17 protein-coding genes are annotated in these 21,986 nt (G+C 68.6%); 8 read left to right on the top strand and 9 right to left on the bottom strand.

All coding sequences use genetic code 11. The features are described from left to right. Positions 1-13: 13 nt before the first annotated feature. The 6 genes from ACQPZZ_RS05070 to ACQPZZ_RS05045 form a co-directional block, all read right to left on the bottom strand. On the bottom strand, positions 14-889 hold the full coding sequence (locus ACQPZZ_RS05070; protein WP_363642067.1) for a carbohydrate ABC transporter permease: 876 nt from the start codon (positions 887-889) through the stop codon (positions 14-16). Continuing rightward, positions 889-1,830 (bottom strand): carbohydrate ABC transporter permease, encoded by a 942-nt coding sequence (locus ACQPZZ_RS05065; protein WP_432929420.1) that lies wholly within the window; start codon positions 1,828-1,830, stop codon positions 889-891. The genes ACQPZZ_RS05070 and ACQPZZ_RS05065 overlap by 1 nt, the downstream gene beginning before the upstream one ends. Before the next feature lie 72 nt (positions 1,831-1,902). After that, on the bottom strand, positions 1,903-3,315 hold the full coding sequence (locus tag ACQPZZ_RS05060) for an ABC transporter substrate-binding protein (protein WP_432929419.1): 1,413 nt from the start codon (positions 3,313-3,315) through the stop codon (positions 1,903-1,905). 209 nt (positions 3,316-3,524) lie between these two features. Further along, positions 3,525-5,702 (bottom strand): alpha/beta hydrolase-fold protein, encoded by a 2,178-nt coding sequence (locus ACQPZZ_RS05055; RefSeq protein WP_432929417.1) that lies wholly within the window; start codon positions 5,700-5,702, stop codon positions 3,525-3,527. Positions 5,703-5,861: 159 nt separating this feature from the next. Further along, positions 5,862-6,899, bottom strand: coding sequence for a LacI family DNA-binding transcriptional regulator (locus tag ACQPZZ_RS05050; protein WP_432929415.1), 1,038 nt, complete (start codon positions 6,897-6,899; stop codon positions 5,862-5,864). Between the two features lie 171 nt (positions 6,900-7,070). Beyond that, the gene (locus ACQPZZ_RS05045; RefSeq protein WP_432929413.1) at positions 7,071-9,437 is read right to left on the bottom strand and encodes a glycoside hydrolase family 3 N-terminal domain-containing protein; all 2,367 of its coding nucleotides are present in this window, start codon (positions 9,435-9,437) and stop codon (positions 7,071-7,073) included. Between the two features lie 178 nt (positions 9,438-9,615). Here ACQPZZ_RS05045 and ACQPZZ_RS05040 point away from each other — a divergent pair, with 178 nt between their 5' ends. From ACQPZZ_RS05040 to ACQPZZ_RS05030, 3 genes are all read left to right on the top strand, one after another. After that, positions 9,616-10,485 (top strand): fumarylacetoacetate hydrolase family protein, encoded by an 870-nt coding sequence (locus ACQPZZ_RS05040; RefSeq protein ID WP_432929411.1) that lies wholly within the window; start codon positions 9,616-9,618, stop codon positions 10,483-10,485. Further along, a complete protein-coding gene (locus ACQPZZ_RS05035; RefSeq protein ID WP_432929409.1) occupies positions 10,482-11,204 on the top strand; it encodes a LuxR C-terminal-related transcriptional regulator in 723 nt (240 codons plus the stop codon). The genes ACQPZZ_RS05040 and ACQPZZ_RS05035 overlap by 4 nt, the downstream gene beginning before the upstream one ends. 79 nt (positions 11,205-11,283) lie before the next feature. After that, positions 11,284-11,832 (top strand): hypothetical protein, encoded by a 549-nt coding sequence (locus ACQPZZ_RS05030; protein ID WP_363642083.1) that lies wholly within the window; start codon positions 11,284-11,286, stop codon positions 11,830-11,832. A 3-nt stretch (positions 11,833-11,835) separates the two neighbouring features. Here the strand turns inward: ACQPZZ_RS05030 and ACQPZZ_RS05025 are convergent, their stop codons facing one another. Together ACQPZZ_RS05025 and ACQPZZ_RS05020 are read right to left on the bottom strand one after the other, a co-directional pair. Continuing rightward, on the bottom strand, positions 11,836-12,246 hold the full coding sequence (locus ACQPZZ_RS05025; RefSeq protein ID WP_432929407.1) for an SRPBCC family protein: 411 nt from the start codon (positions 12,244-12,246) through the stop codon (positions 11,836-11,838). Between the two features lie 39 nt (positions 12,247-12,285). Continuing rightward, positions 12,286-12,993 (bottom strand): SDR family NAD(P)-dependent oxidoreductase, encoded by a 708-nt coding sequence (locus tag ACQPZZ_RS05020; RefSeq protein WP_432929405.1) that lies wholly within the window; start codon positions 12,991-12,993, stop codon positions 12,286-12,288. Between the two features lie 101 nt (positions 12,994-13,094). Between ACQPZZ_RS05020 and ACQPZZ_RS05015 the strand changes: the two genes are divergently transcribed. Both ACQPZZ_RS05015 and ACQPZZ_RS05010 read left to right on the top strand, forming a co-directional pair. Beyond that, positions 13,095-13,934, top strand: a complete 840-nt coding sequence (locus ACQPZZ_RS05015) for a helix-turn-helix transcriptional regulator (RefSeq protein ID WP_432929403.1) — start codon at positions 13,095-13,097, stop codon at positions 13,932-13,934. A gap of 131 nt (positions 13,935-14,065) precedes the next feature. Next, positions 14,066-15,100 carry a LacI family DNA-binding transcriptional regulator gene (locus ACQPZZ_RS05010; RefSeq protein ID WP_432929401.1) on the top strand — a complete coding sequence of 345 codons (1,035 nt, stop codon included), beginning with the start codon at positions 14,066-14,068 and terminating at the stop codon, positions 15,098-15,100. A 72-nt stretch (positions 15,101-15,172) separates the two neighbouring features. On the opposite strand, the gene ACQPZZ_RS05005 is transcribed toward ACQPZZ_RS05010, so the two are convergent. Continuing rightward, the gene (locus tag ACQPZZ_RS05005; protein ID WP_432929399.1) at positions 15,173-16,600 is read right to left on the bottom strand and encodes an endo-1,4-beta-xylanase; all 1,428 of its coding nucleotides are present in this window, start codon (positions 16,598-16,600) and stop codon (positions 15,173-15,175) included. A 694-nt stretch (positions 16,601-17,294) separates the two neighbouring features. On the opposite strand from ACQPZZ_RS05005, the gene ACQPZZ_RS05000 reads away from it, so the two are divergent. The 3 genes from ACQPZZ_RS05000 to ACQPZZ_RS04990 are packed head-to-tail and all read left to right on the top strand — an operon-like array spanning position 17,295 to position 21,943. Further along, the gene (locus tag ACQPZZ_RS05000; RefSeq protein ID WP_432929397.1) at positions 17,295-18,410 is read left to right on the top strand and encodes a cellulose binding domain-containing protein; all 1,116 of its coding nucleotides are present in this window, start codon (positions 17,295-17,297) and stop codon (positions 18,408-18,410) included. Positions 18,411-18,457: 47 nt separating this feature from the next. Further along, a complete protein-coding gene (locus ACQPZZ_RS04995; protein WP_432929395.1) occupies positions 18,458-19,813 on the top strand; it encodes an extracellular catalytic domain type 1 short-chain-length polyhydroxyalkanoate depolymerase in 1,356 nt (451 codons plus the stop codon). Positions 19,814-19,849: 36 nt separating this feature from the next. Next, the gene (locus ACQPZZ_RS04990; RefSeq protein WP_432929393.1) at positions 19,850-21,943 is read left to right on the top strand and encodes a family 43 glycosylhydrolase; all 2,094 of its coding nucleotides are present in this window, start codon (positions 19,850-19,852) and stop codon (positions 21,941-21,943) included. Positions 21,944-21,986: the final 43 nt, after the last annotated feature.

Genomic DNA, 21,986 nt, shown 5'->3' with positions numbered 1-21,986 from the left:
CGACCGGCCGCGGCTACCTCAGGCCTCCGACGGACAGTCCGCCGCGCCAGTGCCGCTGGAGGGTGAAGAAGGCGATGATGAGCGGGATCACCGAGATGAGCGCGCCCAGGATGATGAGGCTCCAAAGAGAGGTACTACCCGCGTTGTTCGCCGAGGCGATTCCCTGCCAGAGGCCGAGCCCGACCGTGACGGGGAAAAGCCGGTTGTCGGAGAGCATGGCGAGGGGCAGGAAGTAGTTGTTCCAGGACGCCACGGCGGACAGGAGCAGCACCGTGACCACCGCGGGCCGCATCAGCGGGAACGCGACCTGGAGGAACGTCCGCAGTTCGCCCGCGCCGTCGACCCGCGCCGCGTCCAGGATCTCGTCGGGAACCGCGTCGCGCGCGTACACGTGCATCAGGTAGACCCCGAACGGGTTGAGCAGCGACGGGAGGATCACCGCCCAGATCGTGTTCGTCAGGCCGAGCCCGGAGAACATCATGAAGGTGGGGATCACCAGGGCGGTCGCGGGCACCATCAGGGCGCCCAGCAGGACCGAGAAGCTGAAGCGCCGGCCGGCGAACCGGTATTTGGCGAATCCGTAACCGGCCATGACGGCCAGGATCGTGGCGCCGATCCCGCCCGCGAACGCGTACAGCGTGGAGTTGAGGATCCACCTGCCGTAGATGCCGCCGTCGTAGGTGAACAGTCGCTGAAGGTTGCCGAAGTAGTCGACCTGGTCGGCGAACCACAGGGTGTTGCTCCCGCCGAACAGGCCGGGAGCGTCCTTGGAACTGTTGACGATGACCCACCAGAACGGCACCAGGAAATACACGACCAGGAAGCCGAGGAAGATCTGCAGGGGGAGGTGGCGCTGGGGACGGCGGCGTGCGCCGGCGCTGCCGGTCATCAGAAGAAGCTCCTCCGCTTGCGGGTGAAGAACAGGAAGGCGTAGACGCAGACGAACACGACCCCGCCGAGGGCGAAGGAGATCGCCGATCCGTAGTTGAAGTTCGCGAGCCCGAACGCCTGCTGGTACGCGTACATGTTGGGAGTGAATCCCGGTGCGATCGTGCCGGCCGCCAGGTATCGCAGGATCTGTGGCTCGTTGAAGAACTGCAGGGTGCCGATGAGCGAGAAGACCAGGATCAGGAGCAGCGCGGGGGCGATCAGCGGAATTTTGATCCGAAGCGCGATCTGCCATTTGCCGGCGCCGTCCATGCGGGCGGCCTCGTAGAGCGACGGGTCGATGCCCTGGAGCGCCGCATACAAAATGATCATGTAGTAACCGGCCCACTGCCAGGTGACGACGTTGATCAGGCCGTAGAAGATCAGGTTCTTGCTGAAGAAGTCGGGCGCGGGAGCGCCGAACAGCCCGAAGATGTCGGTGAGCGGCCCGAAGCTCTTGCTGTACAGGAATCCCCACATGACCGCCCCGATGACCGTGGGAATGGCGTAGGGGAGGAAGATCATGAGGCGGGAGAAGCGGGTGAACAGCGAGGTCACGGCGTCCACAATGAGGGCCATCGCGAGCGCGATGAGGATCTGCAGCGGGATGGCGACCAGGGAGAAGCGGACGACGAACCACACCCCGGAAAGGAACGTCGGGTCGGTGAACGCCTTCACGTAGTTGCCGAGGAAGACGAAACTGGTGCCGCCGATCAGCTTCTTCTGCCAGAGGCTGAGGTAGAGCGCGTACGCGAGCGGCGCGATGAGAAACGCCAGGAAGACGAGCCCGAACGGCCCGACGAAGAGCCACCCCATCAGGTGCTCACGGAGGCGCACCTTGCCGCGAGCCTTGTGCGCTTTCTCTTGAGTGCTCGATGCACTCTCCTCGATCAGGAGGGTCATTGTGGGCTCCGCAGAGTCGATGCCGGGGGTCACGGGTGGGCCGGCCGGAGACGCCCGGCCCACCCGTTGTTGTCACTGAACGGTGAACCCTTGCTCCTTGGCGTAGCCCACCACGTCCTCCTGAAGCCGGTCGGCGGCCTGAGCACCGGTGACGGAGCCCTCGATGACCGCGCTGACCTGCTTCGTCATGGCGTCGAAGTAGTACTGGCCGAACGGCGCGTAGGTCATGCCCGTGTAGGCGTTCGCCGCGGGGACGTAGACCTCCTTGTTCGCCTGCTGACCGTCGAAGAATTTCACCTTCAGATCCACGAACTCGGGACTGTTGAGCGCCTTGAGGTTCAGCGGGAAGATGATCTGGTTGGTCCAGCCGTCGGTGAGCGACTCGTCATCGGCGTAAAGGCCGTAAGCCACCTTCGCCGCGAGTTCGGGGTTCTTCGCCTGGCTCGTCACCGAGAAGGCCGACCCGCCCCAGTTCACCTGCACCGGATTGCCGGGGTCCCACTGCGGGAGCGGCGCCACCGCCCACTTGCCGGTGTCCTTGCCCTTGCCGACGCCGGCGCCGGTGAGGTATCCGGGCGCCCAGGCCGCCGAGATGTACGTCGCGTACTTACCGTTGACCACACCGGCGATGTATTCCGGTGTGAACTGGTCCTGCGTCCCGACGAGGCCCTTCTTGGCGAGGCCCCCCCAGTAGTCGAGCACGTCCTTGGACGCCTGGTCGTTCAGCTTGATGCCGATCGACTCCGGCTTCGCCGGGTCGTAGGTGAACGGACTCGCGCCCTTCTGGATCTGCAACGCCATCAGGACGGCCGGCACGTTGGCGCCCAGGTCGCCGAACAGCGGGCCCCCCGCGTCCTTCACCTTCTGCGCCGCCTGCTCGTACTCGGCCCACGTCTTGGGCGGTGTGATCTTGTACTTGTCGAAGATGTCCTTCCGGTAGATCATCGCCATCGGGCCGCCGTCGACCGGCACGCCGTAGACCGCGCCACCGATCGAGACGTCCTTCCACGCGCCGTCGCTGTAGTTCGCCTTCACAGCGTCGAAGCCGTACTGCTTGATGTCGACGAGCGCCTTCTGGATCTGGAAGGTCGGGATCCGGTCCGCCTCGATCATGATCACGTCGGGCGCGCCGGTGCCCGCCGAGATGGCCGTCTGGAACTTGTCGTACTCGTCACCGCCCTGGCCGACGTTGGTCCAGCAGACCTGCACCTCGTTGTTCTGCTTGTTGAAGTTGTCGACGACGAGCTGCATGTTGGGGTACCAGCCCCAGAAGGTCACGACCGGCAGGTCCTTCTTGCTGATCGTGTTCGTGCAGTTGCTCGCGTTGTTTCCGCCTGCGTTGTTTCCGCCCGCGTTGTCCGCGGGCGCGGCGCTTCCGCCCGCTGCGCTTTCGCCCGCTCCCGCGTCGGGGGCGCAGGCGGCGAGCGCACTCGCGGCGGCGAGCATGGCTGCCGTGACAAGCAATCTTTTCGTCTTCATTGACATGTTTTCCCCTTCGGGGTCACAGCGCACAAGGGTCCATGCGCCGCCGCTGAGGCCGAGTGCTGTCGGCCGGGACGGGGCGCGGATGACACGTTCCGCGCCCTGTCCCTCCTGCCGATCCTCGTGTGAGCGCTCACACGCTCACGTGCGTGGCGAGCATCACCGGGACGGGAACCCCGGGAAACCGGTGGTGCCGCCTTTGACGGGCCTGATCAGCGCTTGAACAAGCGCGGCGCCAGGTCGATGAGGTTCTTCTGCCACACGTCCCAGCCGTGCGGTCCGGGCGTGACCCCGTCGAACTCGTAGTGGACGCCGAGGTTGTCCATCGTGGTCAGTCCCGACATGAACGACGGGTAGACGAAGTCGGTCACGTCGCCGACGTACATGCGCAGCAGCTTGGTCCCGTTGTTGATCGCCGCCACGTCGACGCCGGTGCCTCCGCCGAACCCGGCCGAGAACGCCGCGATGTAGGCGAACCGGCCCGGGTACGCCTTGAGCATCCCGATCGTCTGCCCGCCACCCATCGAGAGGCCGGCGAGGGCCTGCTGCGACGGGTCGCTGGAGACGTTGTAGCGGGCGTGGACCGCGGGGTCGATGTTCTCCAGCAACTCCTTGTTGAAGTTGGACACGTTGCCGTTGCTCATCACCACCACCATCGGCACCAGGTTCCCGTCACGGAAGTGGTTGTCGAGGATCTGCTTGGCGCGTCCCATCTCGGTCCAGTCGGTGTAGTTCTGGCCACCACCGTGCTGGAGGTAGAAGACGGGGTAGGGCTCCGCGCGGTTCGGGTCGTAACCGGGCGGGGTCCAGACCAGCGCGGTCCGGTCCGCGTTCGCCACGTTGCTCCGGTACGTCAGGCTCTCGACCTTCCCGCCCTGACCGGCGGGAACGTCGGTGAGCATGCGTGCCCTCTCACCGGGGACGAGGAAGGTGCTCCAGGCCGGCTCGGAGGTCACCTTCGTCGGGTTCGACGCGTCCTTGACCGCGACCCGATCCACGATGAGCCGGTAGTAGTAGAACCACGGCGCGAACGGGCCCACGGTCGCCCGCCACCGGTCGCCCTCACGGGACAGCGGGACGCGCAGCCAGCTCCCGCCGGGAGCGATGTTCGCCCACACCGTGACGTGCTTGGCGTCCTTGAAGTCCGTGGTGGTCTCGAAGGTGACGAAGCCGTCCTGCACGAACGGCGTCGGCGTGGTGCCGGGCGCGGGCGGGGTGAACTCGCCCTTCAGCGGCCCGTGACCGGCGCTCGGACCGTGGTCCGGCGCCGCGCGGAACAGCCGCGGCAGGAAATCGATCAGGTTCTCCTGCCAGGCGTTCCAGTTCGCCCCGCCGTCGGGGTTGACCCCGTCGAACTCGTACCTGACACGGGCGCGGTCCAGCGCCTTCGTCAGGCGGACGGTCGCGTTGTACGCGGGATCGGTCACGTTCCCGGTGTACAGACGCACCAGCTTGACACCGGGGGCCGGTGCGGGACCGGGCTTCCCGCCGGAGATCTCCGTGAGCAGACCCGAGAACGAGCCGGCGTAGGCGAACTGGCCCGGGCCGCTCAGGGCCGCGCGCAACGCCTGCGACCCGCCCTCGGACACACCGGCGATCGCCTGGTGCTCCCGGTCGTGATGGACGCGGTAAGCGTCCCCGACCGCCTTGCGGAGGTCCTTCAGATCCTTGTCGTCGTCCGGTCCGCGACCGTCGGTGATCACGACCACCATCGGCTCGATGGCACGGTCGGCCGACAAATTGTCGAGGATCTGCTTGGCCCGGCCGAGGTCGAGCCAGTCGGTGGCGCTCCTGTCCGTGCCGGACTGCAGGTACAACACCGGATACGGCTTGCCGCCCTTGGCCGCGTACCCCGGCGGGGTCCAGACCAGAGCCGACCGCTCCTCCTTCTTGACCCGGTAGGTCAGGGTCTCGATCTTGCCGCCCTGTCCCTGCGGCGCGTCCGCCAGCAGGCGCGCGGAGTCGCCGGGAACGAGGAAGGTGCTCCACAGGGGCTTGGACGCCACGGTGGTGCTGTTCGTCGGGTCCTTGAGGCCCTTGGTGTCGTCGCCCGTGACCTGGTAGTAGTACAGCCCCGGCTTGAGCGGGCCGAGGGTTCCCGTCCAGGCGTTGCCCCCGCGGCTCAGGCCGAACTCCACCCAGGTGGAGGAGGGGCCGAAGTTCCCCTCGATGACGACCTGGGACACCTGGCCCATGTTGGCCTGGACGTCGGCCGTCGGAACGCTGAACGACGCGTAACCGTCATCCGAGACGCTCAGCCACGGCGTGGCCGCCGCAGCCGGCCGCGGCGCGAGTAACACCGCCGCGAGCGCCATGACTCCGGCGACGATCATCGCCGAGAGCCGTCGTGCGTCCATGGGACGCGACCTGCCGTGATACAGTAAGGTCATACTGAAAACTCCTTGTGATGGTCGGCAGCGGGTAGGGCCGCTCAGCCGACCTAACTTGGTGCATGTGACGCGGTCTTTTAGCTTTACCTCCGTTCGTCACTGGTTCGATGTGTTTTCCTGAGCGCCAGGTGCATCTGGGTGGTGCACCTGTGCGTCGTGTCAGGCTCTCGTTGTGATCTGCGGTGTCGTGATCCGCGGTGGCGCCGTGGAACCGCGGGCCAGCAACCGGGTCGGAAGCAGTATCTGACGGGGGCCCTCCCACTCGCCGGTCACCAGCGACTTCAGCATGCGGGCGGCCTCGTATCCGAGGCGGTACATCGACTGGTCCACCGTGGTCAGCCCCGGCTCGGCCAGCGCCGACTCCGGAATGTTGTCGAATCCCACCACCGACAGATCGCCGGGAACGCCGAGCCCCAGTTCCCTCGCGACCTCCAGAACCTTCAGCGCCATTCCGTCACTCGCCGCGAAGATCGCCGTCGGCCGGTCCGGCCTTTCCAGCAACGCGCGCGCCAACGGGATCGCGGACTCGGGATTGAAGTCCCCTCTGCCGATCAACGTCGGATCGACCGGAACTCCCGCCTGGGCCAGCGCCGTACGGTACCCCTCCTCACGCGACCATGCCGCCGCGAGGCTGGAACGGCCGGCGATGAATCCGATGCGCCGATGGCCCAGGCCGAGCAGATGCTCGACCACCCGGGTGGCGCCTCCGAGGTTGTCCGCCGTCACGGACGGCGCGGTCGAGTCCCGCACCGGATCGATGACCACGACCGGAGTGCTGCTCCGCACCTCGCCCCAGGGCGTGACCACGATGCATCCGTCCGTGAGCGTGCCCGACAGGCGGGTCAGATGCCGCTGCTCCCAGCCCTCCGAATACGTGCCGTAGACGTCGCTGTTGGCATAGATGATCAAATCGAAGCCCGACTGGGTCAGGGCCTCCATCACGCCCTTGAGCACCTCGGCCGTGTAGGACTGGAAGCTGTGGGTGACCAGGCCCAGGACGTTGGTGCGGCTGCGCCGCAGGCTCGTCGCCACGAGACTCGTCTCGTAGCCCAGCCGCTCGATGGCCGAACGGACCTGCGCGATGGTGCTGGCGCTGACGCCGTAACGCCCGTTCACCACCCGCGACACCGTCGCGGTGGAGACGCCCGCCAAACGCGCGACATCACTCATCGTCACCGGCGAACCGCCGTCGGCCATGCCACCCTCTCTACGTTGCAATCGTTATCGGTTACGTTTCCAACGCTTAACGTAGGCGATAACGAATGCCAACACAAGACCCATTTCGGCCTCGCAGCACGCCGACCAAATGCCCGAAAAGGACATGGCCGGATCGCGCCGATCCCCCACTCCACCTGCGCGGAATCACGGCTACGACTCCACGGCCGCCGACGGCACTTCCCTGACGCTGACCGTGCCGGTGTAGGCCTTCGGCACGTTCGGCCGGCGAGCGTCGCCGACGACGGTGAACGTGCCCGCGAGGGTATGGGCGTCGGAGGAGAAACCGACATACACCTCAATATGTCCGGCTTCCACGATGTAGTCCATGTTTCTGTCGTAAAAGCCGAGCTGACCTGTGGGCAGATGGAACCGTAGGGCTATCCGCTGCCCCGGACCGGCCGGCACACGGGCGAAGCCCTTCAACTCGAGCACGGGCCGGGTCACCGTCGCCTGCGGATCCCGGATATAGAGCTGGACCACTTCCTCGCCGGCTCGATCGCCGGTGTTGGCCACGGTGACCTCCACGGCGACGCTGTCCCCGGCGGCCACTTCGGTGCGCTCCAGCGTGGCCTGTTCGACGACGAACGGGGCGTACCCCAGTCCGTGACCGAAGCGGTATCGCGGGCTGACGGGCGAGTCGACGTAGTCGCCGTGCCAGTGCGACCGCCCGCCGGACACCTTGTGTCCGTAGAAGACGGGTATCTGGCCCACGGAGCGCGGGTAGGAGATCGGCAGCTTCCCGCTCGGGTTCACCTCGCCGAGCAGCACCTCGGCGATCGCCCGCGCCCCGGTCTGCCCGGGCAGCCAGGCCATGAGCACCGCGGCGCACTCCTCGTGCAGGAAGTCGCCGCCGACCGGCCGGCCGGCGACGAGCACCGCCACCACGGGGGTACCGGTGGCGACGACGGCACGAACCAGGTCCTCCTGGACACCCGGGAGCTCCAGACTGGAGCGGTCCCGCGACTCTCCCGTCGTGGCTACGGGCGTCAGCCCCGAGCGATCTCCCAGGACCAGCACCGCGACGTCGGCCGCGGCGGCGGCCGCCACCGCCTCGTCGAAACCGTCCGTCGACGCGTCGATGACATCGCACCCGCGCGCGTAGCGCACCCGGTCACCCAGCCGGGCCGTGAGCTCGTCGCGTACCGTGGGCACCCCGTCCGTGCTCTCCTCGATCTCGAGGTCGTCCGGGATCGTCATCGTCTGCCCGAGCAGGCCCTTCCGCTCGCGCGCCTCCAACAGCGACTCGACGTGCGCCACGAAGGAGTAGTCGCCGAGCAGATGCCGGGCGCTGTCGGCGTTCGGCCCGATGAGGGCGACCGTTCCGGCGCCGGCCCGCAGCGGCAGGATGCCGTCGTTCTTGAGCAGGACGAGACTGCGGCGAGCCGTCTCGAGCGCCACCTCTCGGTGCCGTTCGGCGTTCACCGTCGCCGCGACCGCGGCCTCGTCGACGTAAGGGTTCTCGAACAGGCCGAGCTCGAACTTGTGCCGGAGCACCCGGGCGACCGCCTCGTCCAGCGTGTCTTCGCCGACCTCGCCGGCGTCCAGGGCGCGTGCCAGCGCCTCCGCGTACGCGTCCGTCGCCGGCAGCTCGACATCGGTGCCCGCGGTGAGCGCCAGCACCGCCGCCTGCCGTTTGTCCTCGGCGAAGCGGTGATACGAATGGAGATCGTCGACGGCGAAGTAGTCCGACACGACGGTTCCCGCGAAGCCCCACTCCCCGCGGAGGACGTCGCCGAGGAGCTCACGGTTGGCGTGGCAGGGGATGCCGTCCAGTTCGTGGTAGCCGGCCATCACCGACTGAAGGCCCGCCTCGCGGACCGCCGTCTCGAACGGATACAGATACACCTCCCGCAGCAGACGAGGCGGCAGGTGCGCCGGCGCCCAGTTCAACCCGCCCTCGGACGCCCCGTAACCGACGAAATGCTTGGCCGTCGCGATGACGCCCTCCGTCAGAGAGTCGCCCTGGAGGCCCCGGACGAACGCCGCGCCCATGCGGGCCACCAGATACGGGTCCTCCCCGTAGGTCTCCTCCGTCCGGCCCCACCGCGGGTCCCGCACCACGTCCAGCACGGGTGAGAGCCCTTGGTGGCTTCCCATCGCGCGCATCTGCGCACGAACGGCGTCCGCCAGCCGCCGGTTGAGCTCCGGCTCCCACGTGCTCGCGACGCCGATCGCCTGGGGGAAGATCGTCGCCTCCCGCGCCATCAGCCCGGAGCACACCTCCTCGTGCACGATCGCCGGAATCCCCAGCCGGGTCTCCGTCACCAGGAACCGCTGGATGGCGTTCGCCACCCGTGCCACCTGTCCGGCCTTCAGATTGGTGGCGCCCGCGACACGGGTCACGTGTCCCAGGCCGTGCCGTAGGACCGTCCGCGCCCGCTCCTCCGAGTATCGGCCGCCCTCGATCACCGAGAACGCCCAGACGCTCCCCAGCTGCGCGAGCTTCTCCTCCCGGGTCATCCGGGACAGCAGATCCGCCACGCGCTCCCCCACGGGAGCGGCCGGATCGATGTACATCGCCCCAGACTCCCGGCTCACAATGGTCACCCGGTCACCCCAATCGCCGCACCGTCCGCTTCGTAAACGTAATCGGTAACGTTTACAACTCAACGTTTGCCGATCACAATGACTTTGTCCAGAGTTCACATCGGAGACCTCCGCCCACCCGTCGGCCCGCGCAAGAGGGGAAACTGGAGTGCACATCGTCAGATACCGGCGGGATGTCGACCCCCGCCCACGCGTCGCGGTGTTGAACGACGGCGTCCTGTCCACCCTGCCGGTCGCCGGCATGTTCGAGCTTCTCCACCACCGCAAAGAGGAGATCGAACGGATCTGCGCCGACGCCGTCCCCGACGGCCTGCTCAGCGAGGTGCGCCTGCTCGCACCCGTGGACGGCGCCACGGAGGTGTGGGCCGCGGGCGTGACCTACCTGCGCTCCCGGGAGGCGCGGGTGGAGGAAAGCGCCCTCAAGTCGGTCTACGAGCTGGTCTACGACGCCGAGCGTCCCGAGCTGTTCTTCAAGTCGCCCGCCTGGCGGGTGGTCACCGACGGTGAACCCGTCGGCATCCGCTCCGATTCGCTGCTCAACGTTCCCGAGCCCGAGCTGGCGCTCGTGGTGAACCGCTTCGAGGAGATCGTCGGCTACGTCGCCTGCAACGACATGAGCTCACGATCGATCGAGGGAGAGAACCCGCTCTACCTGCCGCAGGCGAAGGTGTACGCCGGCGCGTGCGCGCTTTCCTCCGGTATCCGGCCCGCGTGGGAGGCCGACCCCTCCGACCTCGCCATCCGCCTGACGGTCGCTCGCGAGGGCGCCGTCATCTGGGCCGGCGCGACCTCCACCAGTCAGATCCGGCGCCCGTTCACGGAGCTGACCTCCTGTCTGTTCCACTCCGAGAACCATCCCCACGGGGTCGTACTCGCCACCGGGACCGGCGTCGTGCCCGATCTCGACTTCCGGTTGCACGCGGGCGACCTGATCACCGTGGCGATCGAGGAGGTCGGTGAGCTCCGCAACCAGGTCGTCGCCGGCAAGGAGCACTTCGATTTCCTGACGACCTCGTGACACAGGACCGGCTGGACCGGTTGACCCTTCGGCTGGAAGAGGCCGTGGACAAACTGCGGGGCATTCCCGTCGGCGTCGAGCTCGTCGACGACGACGAGCTCGTCCGGCAGCGGATAGCGGAGGCGGTGCGTTCGGCTCGTGAGCTGCGCGCCATGCACCCGGTGGGCTCGACGGACAAGGGGCGTCAGGAGCAGAAGAGCAGGCGCGGGGTGCTCGACGCCCTGCAGCGCGGCATGGCGATGCGCACCATCGTCCACGCGAGCGTGCTGAACGATCCCGGCAAGGCCGCGCGGATCAGGGAGCTGCACTCCTCCGGTGATTTCCACCGTGTGGTCGACGAGCCGATTCAGCAGATGCTCGTGTTCGACCGCACCGTGGCCTTCGTACGGACGACTCCCGTCGCCTACTCCCCGGGCGCTCTTCTGATCAGGCAGCCGAGCCTGATCACCATTCTCATCGACCTGTTCGAGCTCACCTGGAGCAGGGCCAGGGACGTCACCGAGCCGGTGCAGCGGCTGACCGCACGCGAGCGCGAGGTGCTCGGGCTGATCGCCGAAGGGCGCTCCAACAGCGCCGTGGCTCGCGCGCTGTCGATCACGGAGGCCGCCGTCGGCAAGCACGTGGCCAGCGTGTTCGCCAAGCTGGAGCTACCGGTCACCGAGGATGTCAACCGGCGGGTGCTGGCCGTGCTCGCCTATCTGCGCGGCACGGCGCGATAGTGCCAGGCATACCTCGTGGTCGCCCTGAGCCCCATGCGCGGGGGAGGCGGCGCCCACTTCAATGGATCGCATGCAGCGAATGACTGGATTGCTGGTCGGCGCGGTCTTCGGCGCGGTCTTCGTGCTCGTCAACGCACAGAGCCCGCTTCATCCCGTGGCCGTGAGTGTTCTGAAGGCGGCCGCCTGCCTGGCGGCCGCGGGTGTCCTCCTCATGTGGATCGTCTCCGCCCGGAACGCCCACGCGGGCGAGGGGCCGCGGCGGCCCATGTTCGGCCGCGGTTACCTGATCGTCGTCGCCGCCGAGGCGCTCCTGCTCTTCGGCGGGATCCGGCTGCTCGCGATGTGGGGGCGTCCCGAGGAGACCAACGTGGCGTGGGTGGCCGTGGTGGTCGGCGTTCACTTCATCGCGCTCGCCCCGATATGGAAGGAGTGGGGCATCGCCGTCCCCGGTGTGCTCCTCACCGTGCTGGGCGCCGTCGGCCTCGTGCTGGCCTCGACGGCCGCCGTCGCGTGGGTGCCGTTCGTCAGCGGGGTGCTGTCGGGACTGGTGCTTCTGACCGGCTCCGTCGCCTTCGGCCGGCGTGCCGTGACAGCTCGCCGCGTTGTGGGCGACGAGGCCGCGCCGTAACGGTCACCCGGTGCGATCGGCGGATTCGAGTATGCGCTTCAGCCGGGCGAGGTCGGCCTGGACGAGACCCGCGTCGCGGTCGAATTCCTCGTCGCTCACGTCCGGAAGGCGACGCAGCGTGAACACCACCTCGCAGGCGTCGCCGTCGGGAATCACCCGCATCGGGTTGTAGACGACCTCGCCGGAGGGCAGTGTGACCTCATGGTCGAGGACGCCGTACTCGTTGCGCCCCGCGAAGACGAAGCCGACCCGGCCCGACGGGGTCTGCACGAACCACTGTCCGCCGACGTTCTCCACCGCATCACCGAGCCCGGGAGCCCACGTGGGCAGATTGGCCGGATCCGAGGCGTATTCGTAGACGGCAGCCGCCGGACGGTCGATTCGCTCGCTGATGTGCCTGGATCGCGTAGCCATGTACGCCAGTATGGCGTCGCCGACCGGCCCCGGCGCGAGTCACCAGGGCAGGGCGCCCTTGGCGTCGAAGTAGCCTCCGGTCGGCCCGTCCGGGCCCACCTGTGCCATGCGGACGATGATCTCGGCGCCTTCCTCGACCGTCTGCGTGCCGGTGCGCCCGTTCAGGTCCGTCGCGGTGTAGCCGGGCTCGACCGCGTTGATCCGCATGCCCGGGAACGCCTTCGCGTACTGCACGGTGATCATGTTGACGGCGGTCTTCGACGCCGGATAGGCCACTCCCGGGTACGCGTACGCAGGCGAGCCGGGGGTGGAGGCACCGGCGAGCGAGGCCAGGCCGCTGCTGACATTGACCACGACCGGCGCGGCGGACCGCGCCAGCAGCGGCAGGAACGCGTGGGTGACGCGCACCAGGCCGAAGACGTTCGTCTCGAACACGCGCCGCATCAGGCCGGCGGTGGTCTCCGCGGCGCCGGTGACCGCGTTCTGCTCGGTGCGCTCCTCGATGCCGGCGTTGTTGACCAGCACGTCGAGCCCGCCGTCCGCCTCGACGGTCTTCGCGGCGGCGGCCACTGACGCGTCGTCGGTGACGTCGAGGAGGACCCATCGCGCACCCAGCCGATCGGCGGCGCGGCGCCCGCGCTCGGCGTCCCTGCTGCCGACGTAGACGATGTGACCCGCCGCGACGAGCCGGCGGGCGGTCTCGAAGCCGAGTCCCTTGTTCGCTCCGGTGATCAGTGTTGTCGTCATGTCTTCAGGCTGCGGCGTGGCCGCACGACCGGCCAGTGCCCCCGGCTTCCTGGGACTCCCGGTACCTGGCAGGGCCGTACAGGGCGGTGCAGACTGAGGGCATGAAGGCGACGGAGTTCGGCAGGGCGGTGCGCCGCTGGCGCGACCGCGCCTCGCCGGAGGCCGCCGGTCTGCCCGGCGGCGGGCACCGGCGCGCGGCCGGACTGCGCCGTGAGGAGCTGGCCATGCTGGCCGGCATCTCCGTCGACTACGTCACGCGGCTCGAACAGGGCCGCGCGTCCAACCCGTCGGCGTCGGTCGTCGAGGCACTGGCCAGGGCCCTGCGACTGTCCGGCACCGAGCGCGCGCACCTGTTCCGGCTGGCCGGGCTGGCTCCGCCCGGCCCGGAGACGGTGTCGGCGTACGTCACCCCGAGCGTGCAGCGGATGCTCGACCGGCTGGCCGGGACACCCGTCGCCGTCTACGACGCGTCCTGGACCCTGCTCATCGCGAACCCGCCGTACGCCGCGCTGATGGGCGATCCGTCCGGGTGGGGCGGCGGCCGGCCCAACGCGGTGCGGCGGCACTTCCTCGGGCCCGGCACCCGGGCCCGGCACACGCCGGAGTCGCTGCGCGCGTTCGAGACGGCGCTGGTGGCCGACCTGCGGGCCACCGCCGGGCGTTATCCGGCCGACAGGCGGCTACGGCGGCTCATCGCGGAGCTGTACGCGGGCAGCCGGCGCTTCGCCGAACTGTGGGACTCGGGCGCCGTCGGACACCACGAGGCCGGGCGCAAAACCATCGACCATCCGCACGTCGGCCCCCTCACGCTGGACTGCGACGTGCTCACCGTGGCGGGCAGCGACCTGCGCGTCGTGGTCTACACCGCCGAACCCGGCACCGAGGACGCCGAGCGTCTCGCGCTGCTCACCGTGCTCGGCACCCAGTCGCTCACCGGATAGCGCCGACGCATCGAGGCCCGAAAGTTTTCGGGCGCCCGGCCAGCAGCCACACGGGACTTCACCGGCATCGTCACGGCGATGGCCGAAACTTTTAGGGGCCGAACCGACGACGCGCGGTTAGACTGCGGGGTGTGACCGTTGTCGACGAGCCGTCCGCATCCGAACCAGAACCGCTGACCCTCGCGCAGCTCGCCGAACTCGCGGGAGTGTCCAAGGCGACGGTTTCCAAGGTGGTGAACGGCCGGGCCGCGGTGGCGCCGGAAACCCGCGCCATGGTCGAAGGCCTCATCCGCGAGCACGGCTTCCGCAGGCAACGGCGGCGGGCCAGCCCGGCCGCCGTGCTGGAGCTGGTCTTCCACGAGCTGGCGGGCGACTACCCGACGGAGATCGTCCGAGGGGTGGGGCGGATCGCCCGCGAGCACCATCTGGCCGTGGCGGTGTCGGAGCTGCAGGGCCACCACGTTCCGGGCGCCGATTGGCTCGAGGACGTGCTCGGCCGCCGCCCCTCCGGCGTCATCGCCGTCTTCTCCAGCCTGACCGACGTCCAGCGTGAGCGGCTCGCCACCCGCAGGATCCCCCTCGTCCTCCTCGACCCGACCGGAGACCCCGGACACCGCGTCCCCTCGGTGGGCGCGGGCAACTGGAACGGCGGGCTCACCGCCACCCGCCACCTGCTGGAGTTGGGCCACCGGCGGATCGCCATCATCACCGGGCCGCCACACGCGCTGTCCAGCCGGGCCCGTCTCGACGGCTACCGCGCGGCGCTCGACACGGCGGACGTGCCCGTCGACCCGGACCTGATCTGCCAGGGCGACTACCAGATCGAGGACGGCCTGGCGCACACGCACCGGCTGCTGCGGCTGCCCGACCCTCCCACCGCCGTCTTCGCCTCCAACGACGGCCAGGCCATCGGCGTCTACCACGCGGCCCACCAACTGGGACTGCGCATCCCGGACGACCTCAGCGTCGTCGGCTTCGACGACATGCCTCCGGTGCGCTGGGCCATCCCGCCGCTGACCACGGTGCACCAGCCGCTGGCCGAGATGGCGGCGGCCGCCGCCGCCATGCTGGTGACGCTCGCCCGGGGTGAACCCCTCCCCCATTACCGCAAGGAATTCGCCACGACCCTCGTCGTACGCGACAGCACCGCTCCTCCGAAGCACTAGAGCTCCGGTGCGACGGGGGTCCGCCGCACCGGAGGTCCGCTCACCACGAAGGAGCGGTCAGGGGCCCAGGGATCAGGGACTCGTGCAGGTGGCGGTGGGGGTGGCCGCGCTGCCGTTGGCCGTGAAGCCGAAGGTGGTGGACGAGCCGGCCGCGATGGAGCCGTTGTAGGGAGCGTTGCGGACGGTCACGGAGGAGCCGGACCCGCTCTGCTCGCCGTTCCAGACGCTGCTGATCGTCTGTCCGCTCGGCCAGGTCCACTTCACGGTCCAGCCGTTGACCGCGGAGCCGCCCGCCCGGACGGTCACCGTCGACTGGAACCCGCCCGGCCAGCTGTTGGTCGTCTCGATCGTCGCCGAGCACGCTCCCGTCACCGGCGAGGGCGTCGAGGACGGGCTGGTACGCGGGGAGGGGCTGGTGTTCGGGCTGGTGTTCGGAGACGGGCTGGTGTTCGGAGACGGGCTGGTGTTCGGGGTCGCCGCGTTGAGTGCGTTGAGGACGGAGGTGTAGGCCTGCTTCTTGTTGTAGTTGCCGTCGAACAGCAGCGGGGTGTCGCCGCTGCGCCAGGAGTATTTGTCGGTGATGCCCCACACGGTGATGCCGGTACAGCGGGGCACGGCCGTGCAGGCCTGGACGACGCGGCGGTAGGCGTCGGCCTGGGTCGAGCCGGAGCCGCCGACGTCGAGCTCGGTGATCTGGACGTCGACGCCGAGCGCGGCGAACTGGGCGATGTTCTGCTGGTAGTTCGACGGCGGGTTGCCGAAGTGCGACTGCAGGCCCACGCAGTCGATCGGGACGCCCCGGGCCTTGAAGTCCTTGACCATGTTGTAGACGCCGCGGGTCTTGTTCGCGTTGGCGTCGTCGATGTTGTAGTCGTTGTAGCACAGCTTGACGTTCGGGTCGGCCGCCCGCGCGGCGCGGAAGGCCTCCTCGATGAACCCGTTGCCGAGCTTCTGGGTGAAGATCGAGCTGCGCAGGCTGCCGACGGCGCCGCCGTCGGCGAAGGCCTCGTTGACCACGTCCCAGGCGAAGACCTTGCCCTTGTAGTGGTTCATGACCTGGGTGATGTGGTTGGTCATCGCCGAGCGCAGGTCGCTGGCCGACATGCTGCTGGTGATCCAGTTGGGCAGCTGGGCGTGCCACAGCAGCGTGTGACCGCGGACCTTCATGCCCTTGCTCACCGCGTGGTTGACGATCTGGTCGGCGGGACCCCAGTTGAACGAGCCGCGGGAGGGCTCGATCGGGCCCCACTTCATCTCGTTCTCGGCGGTGACGCCGTTGAACTCCCGGTCCCAGGTGGCGACGTAGGTCGAGTCGTTCAGGTGACCGGCCGCGATCGCGGTGCCGAAGTAGCGGCCGCTTTGGGCGGCGGCCGCGCCCAGCGTGCCGGCCGCGGCATCCGCCGAGGTGGTCGCCGCCAGCGCGGCGGCCGCGCCGAGCACGCCGACAGCGCCGGCGACCAGCATCCGGCGGGCGCCGCCGAGCCGTCGCCGCCCTGCCACCGAGTTGACCGGGACTGAGCCGGCGGATGAGGGATTTTCGCCCATGCCTGAGCCTCCACTGCGAAATCAAACGAGGAAACGCGAGCAGACGCCCGCGGAAACACCGCGCGATCCGTCGTCGCGACGGGACTGCGGCCCCTGCCGCACACCACCGACTCCGGCAGGAGGAAGCCGCTCGGGGAGTCAGTCTGGAAATCATCACGAAACGTGTCAAGGGCGTTCCCCGTAAGTTTCCATCGCCATCTTCCCGATCACGCTCGCATGCTGCACCGGCAGAGCGGGCGAATCTGGAAGTTTCCGGACGTCCCGGTGGCCGGCTTCATAAGCCGCCGTTGTCGTGAATGTTTCATCGCCGCGGCTCCACGGACCGAGCGTCCGCATCCCGTCGCAGCAGTTGGGATGCGTCGGGCGAGCGGGCGGGCCGGGCAGGCCCCGGCGCGGTCCTTGACGGGAACTCGCGACGTCGTATTTGCTCCGCCGCACCACCACCAATACCGGCACGCCACAGGGAAGGGCGGGCTTGACAGACACGATGTTAGCGTTAACAGCCTCTGGCCGACTTCACCGCCTTCCTTCCACAGGTGCGAGATTCCACCGCTCCACAACTCGGCGACAGCGGTGGAAAGCACATTGTGAGCGTTAACACCTCTCCTCGTAGAACGCACCTCCGGGAGCACTGATGAAGATCCTGAGCATGCGTAGACGGACACACCGCTTCGCCGCGATTGTCCTGGCCGCGGCTGTGATGGCGTCGGGCGCCGTGCTGGGGGCGGGTGCCGCGAGCGCGGAGTCCAACGGCGGGGTGCGGGTCATGCCGCTCGGCGACTCGATCACCGAGGGCACCCAGGTGCCGGGCGGTTATCGCATCGGCCTGTGGCAGCGCCTGGCGGCCGGGCGTTACACGGTCGATTTCGTCGGATCGCAGTACAACGGGCCGTCCAATCTGGGCGACCACGACCACGAGGGCCACCCCGGGTGGCGGATCGACCAGATCGACGCCAACATCACCCGCTGGGTGCAGACCTACACCCCGCGCACGGTGTTGCTGCACATCGGCACCAACGACGTGCTGCAGAACTACAACGTCTCGGGGGCGCCGCAGCGGCTGTCCACCCTGATCGACCACATCACCGCCGCGGCGCCCAACGCCGAGGTGTTCGTCGCGACGATCATTCCGCTGTCGAACTCCGGTCAGGAGGCGGCGGCCCGCAACTTCAACGCGCAGATCCCCGGGATCGTGCAGTCCAAGGCCAACAGCGGCAGGCACGTCCACCTGGTCGACATGCACAGCAAGCTGACCACCGGCGATCTGATCGACGGCATCCACCCCACCGCGACCGGCTACGACAAGATGGCCGCCGCCTGGTACGCCGCGCTGCAGTCGGTCCCCGGCAGCCTCGGCCAGGGCGGCGGCCCGTCGCCGAGCCCCAGCCCGAGCCCGAGTCCGAGTGCGAGTCCGAGTGCGAGTCCGAGTGCCAGCCCGTCGTCGAGTCCGTCGTCGCCGGGTGGGAAGTCGTGCTCGGCCACCTACTCCGTGACCGGGCAGTGGCAGGGCGGTTTCCAGGCCTCGGTGACTGTCACCGCGGGCGCCTCGGCCATCTCCTCCTGGACCGTCACCTGGCGGTTCGGTGACGGTCAGACGGTCGCCCAGTCCTGGAACGCCACGATCAGCAGCAGCGGTTCGCAGGTCACCGCCCGCAACGTGAGCTACAACGGCGCCCTCGGCGCCGGTGCCGCCGCCGAGTTCGGTTTCCTCGGCAGCTGGAACGGCGCCAACGGCGTGCCGGCGCTCACCTGCACCGCGGCCTGACACCCGGCCGATCCACAGGCCGCACCCCATGCAGTGAAGGACATCCCGTGAAACGAAACCTCAAAGCCATACTGGCGGCCGTCACCCTGCCCCTGGTGATCGCCGGCACGCTCCTGGCGGCCCGGCCCGCCGCGGCCGCGTCACTGACCCGGGTCACCGGCTTCGGCAACAACCCGACCAACCTGAACATGTACATCTACGTGCCCGACAGGGTCGCGGCGCGACCGGCGCTGCTGGTGCTGGTGCACTACTGCAGTGGATCCGCCAGCGCGATCTTCAACGGCAACGGGCACGACTACGTCACCGCCGCCGACCGGTACGGCTACATCATCGTGGTCCCCGAGGCCACCCGCAGCGAGAAGTGCTTCGACGTCTCCACCCCGGCCGCGCTGCGGCGCGACGGCGGCAGCGACTCCACCGGCATCATGTCGATGGTCGCCTACGCCCGTCAGCGCTACAACGTCGATCCGGGCCGGATCGTGGTCAGCGGCTTCTCCTCCGGCGCGATGATGACCAACGTCCTGGCCGCCGAATACCCCGACGTGTTCGCGGCCGGGTCGGCGTTCTCCGGCGTACCGGCCGGGTGCTTCGCCACCACCAACGGCTCGCTGTGGAACAGCCAGTGCTCCGGCGGGCAGCTCATCAAGACCGCCCAGCAGTGGGGCGACCAGGTGCGGGCGATGTATCCCGGCTACACCGGCCGCTATCCCCGCATGCAGCTGTGGCACGGCACCACCGACACCACCCTCGCCTACCCGAACTACGGCGAGGAGATCAAGCAGTGGACCAACCTGCACGGGCTGAGCCAGACCCCCGCGTTCACCGACCACCCGCAGTCGTCGTGGACCCGGACCCGGTACGGCAACACGGGAACCCAGGCCACCGTCGAGGGCATCAGCATCTCCGGCGTCGGCCACCAGCTGCCGATGAACGGCCAGATCGCCTACGCCATCTCCTTCCTCGGCCTTGACGGCAGCGGCGTGACGACGTCTCCCTCACCCTCCCCGAGCAGCTCACCGAGCAGTTCTCCGAGTAGCTCGCCGAGTAGCTCGCCGAGCAGTTCGCCGTCGCCCGGCGGCGGATCGGGCGCCTGCCGGGTCAGCGCCACCGTCAACGCCTGGAACAACGGGCTGACCGAGAACATCACGGTCACCAACACCGGCTCCTCCGCCGTCAACGGCTGGTCGCTGACCTTCACCCTGCCCGGCGGACAGGCCATCACCGGCGGATGGAACGCCACCTACTCGCCCACGAGTGGCCAGGTCACGGCGAAGAACGTGAGTTACAACGGCTCGCTGGCCCCCGGAGCCTCCACGGAGATCGGCTTCCAGGCCACCCACACCGGCAACGCCGCCAAGCCCACCGCGTTCACGCTCAACGGAAACGCCTGCACCCTCTCCTGACAGATCCCGGCAGTTCTTCACCCTCTGGAGATTCTCGTGCGCTTCACTCGACATCGACGCTGGCTCGCGGCCGGGATGGCCGCGGCGCTGAGCGTCCTCGGAGTCGCGACCGCCGGCTCCGCCCGGGCCGCCGCGGGCTGCCGGGTCACCTACACGGTGACCAACCAATGGCAGGACGGCTTCGGCGCCAACGTGGACGTGGTCAATCTGGGCGACCCGGTCGACGGCTGGCGCCTGACCTGGTCGTTCCCAGCAGGGCAAACGATCAGCCAGCTGTGGAACGGCAGCTACACCCAGTCCGGCGCTCAGGTCACCGTGACCAACGCCTCCTACAACGGCGCCATCCCGACCGGGGGCAGCACGTCGTTCGGCTTCAACGGCGCCTGGACCTCGTCCAATCCGGTGCCGACCAGCTTCGCGCTGAACGGCACGACCTGCAGCGGCACCGTCACCAGCCCCTCGGCGAGCCCGAGCACCAGCCCCAGTGCCAGCCCGAGTGCCAGCCCGAGTGCCAGCCCCAGTGCCAGCCCCAGTGCCAGCCCCAGTGCCAGTCCCTCGGTCTCTCCCTCGCCGAGTCCGTCACCGAGTCCGTCACCGAGTCCGTCGCCGGGTGGGCCGTGGCCGCCGTCGTCGACGTACTCCAACCCGGTGTTGTGGGAGGACCTGGCCGATATCGACATCTTCCGGGTGGACGACACCTATTACTACTCGGCCTCCACGATGCACTACTCGCCCGGCGCGCCGATCCTGCGTTCCTACGACCTGGTCAACTGGGAGTACGCCGGCCACTCGGTGCCCAAACTCGACTTCGGCTCCAAGTACGACCTCAACGGCGGACGCGCCTACGTCAACGGCATCTGGGCGTCGTTCCTGAACTACCGCAAGAGCAACAAGACCTTCTACTGGGGCGGCTGCATCGACTTCAGCAAGACCTACATCTACACCGCCACCAGCGTCGAAGGCCCCTGGAACCGGCACACCACGATCAACAAGTGCTACTACGACGCCGGGCTGCTCGTCGACGACAACGACACCATGTACGTCGCCTACGGCAACACCCAGATCAGCGTCGCCCAGCTGTCAGCCGACGGCAAAAGCGAGGTCCGCAGCCAGCAGGTGTTCTCCACCCCCTCCAGCGTCGGCACCCTGGAAGGGTCGCGGATGTACAAGCGCAACGGTGCTTACTACATCTTCCTGACCCGCCCGGCCAACGGGCAGTACGTGCTGAAGTCCACCAACGGACCCTTCGGCCCGTATGAGATGCGCCAGGTGCTGCTCAACATGGGCGGCCCGGTCTCCGGCGGCGGCGTGCCGCACCAGGGCGGGCTGGTCCAGACCCAAAACGGCGCCTGGTACTACATGGCCTTCCAGGACGCCTACCCCGGAGGCCGCATCCCCGTGCTCGCGCCGGTCACCTGGACCTCCGACGGCTGGCCGACCGTGCAGACCGTGAACGGCGCCTGGGGCGGCTCCTACCCCTATCCGAACGTGCCGCGCCCGCCGCGGCAGGTGAAGCCGCCGACCGGCACCGACACCTTCACCGGCTCCCAGCTGGGTCCCGAGTGGGAGTGGAACCACAACCCCGACACCACCAAATACAGCGTCGGCAACGGGCTGCGGCTGCAGACCGCCACCGTGACCAACGACCTGTACTCGGCCCGCAACACCCTCAGCCACCGCATCCTCGGCCCGTCCTCGACCGCCACGATCCAGCTGGACTACTCGGCGATGCGCGACGGTGACCGGGCCGGTCTGGCGATGCTGCGCGACTCCTCGGCCTGGATCGGCGTCAGACGCGACAACGGGCAGACCCGGGTGGTCATGACCAACGGCCTGGCCATGAACGGCAGCTGGCAGACCACCTCCACCGGCACCGAGGCCGCCGGCGCGGCCGTGTCCGGCGGGCGGATCTGGCTGCGGGTCAACGCCGACATCCGGCCAGGCACCGGACGGCAGGCCCGCTTCTCCTACAGCACCGACGGGGTGAACTTCACCGCCCTCGGGCCGGCCTTCACGATGGGCAACGCCTGGCAGTTCTTCATGGGCTACCGCTTCGCCATCTTCAACTACGCCACCCAATCCCTGGGCGGCGCCGTCACCGTCAACCGATTCGACCTCACCAAACCCTGATATCAGGGCTAGTTCACTCGGGCGAATTTCCCGTGCCGAGCGA

Origin of the sequence: Microbispora sp. CA-135349, from assembly GCF_050947365.1 — a bacterium.
Taxonomy (GTDB): domain Bacteria; phylum Actinomycetota; class Actinomycetes; order Streptosporangiales; family Streptosporangiaceae; genus Microbispora.
The sequence above is the reverse complement of the archived record's forward strand: the minus strand, read 5'-3'. Positions and strand labels throughout refer to the sequence as shown.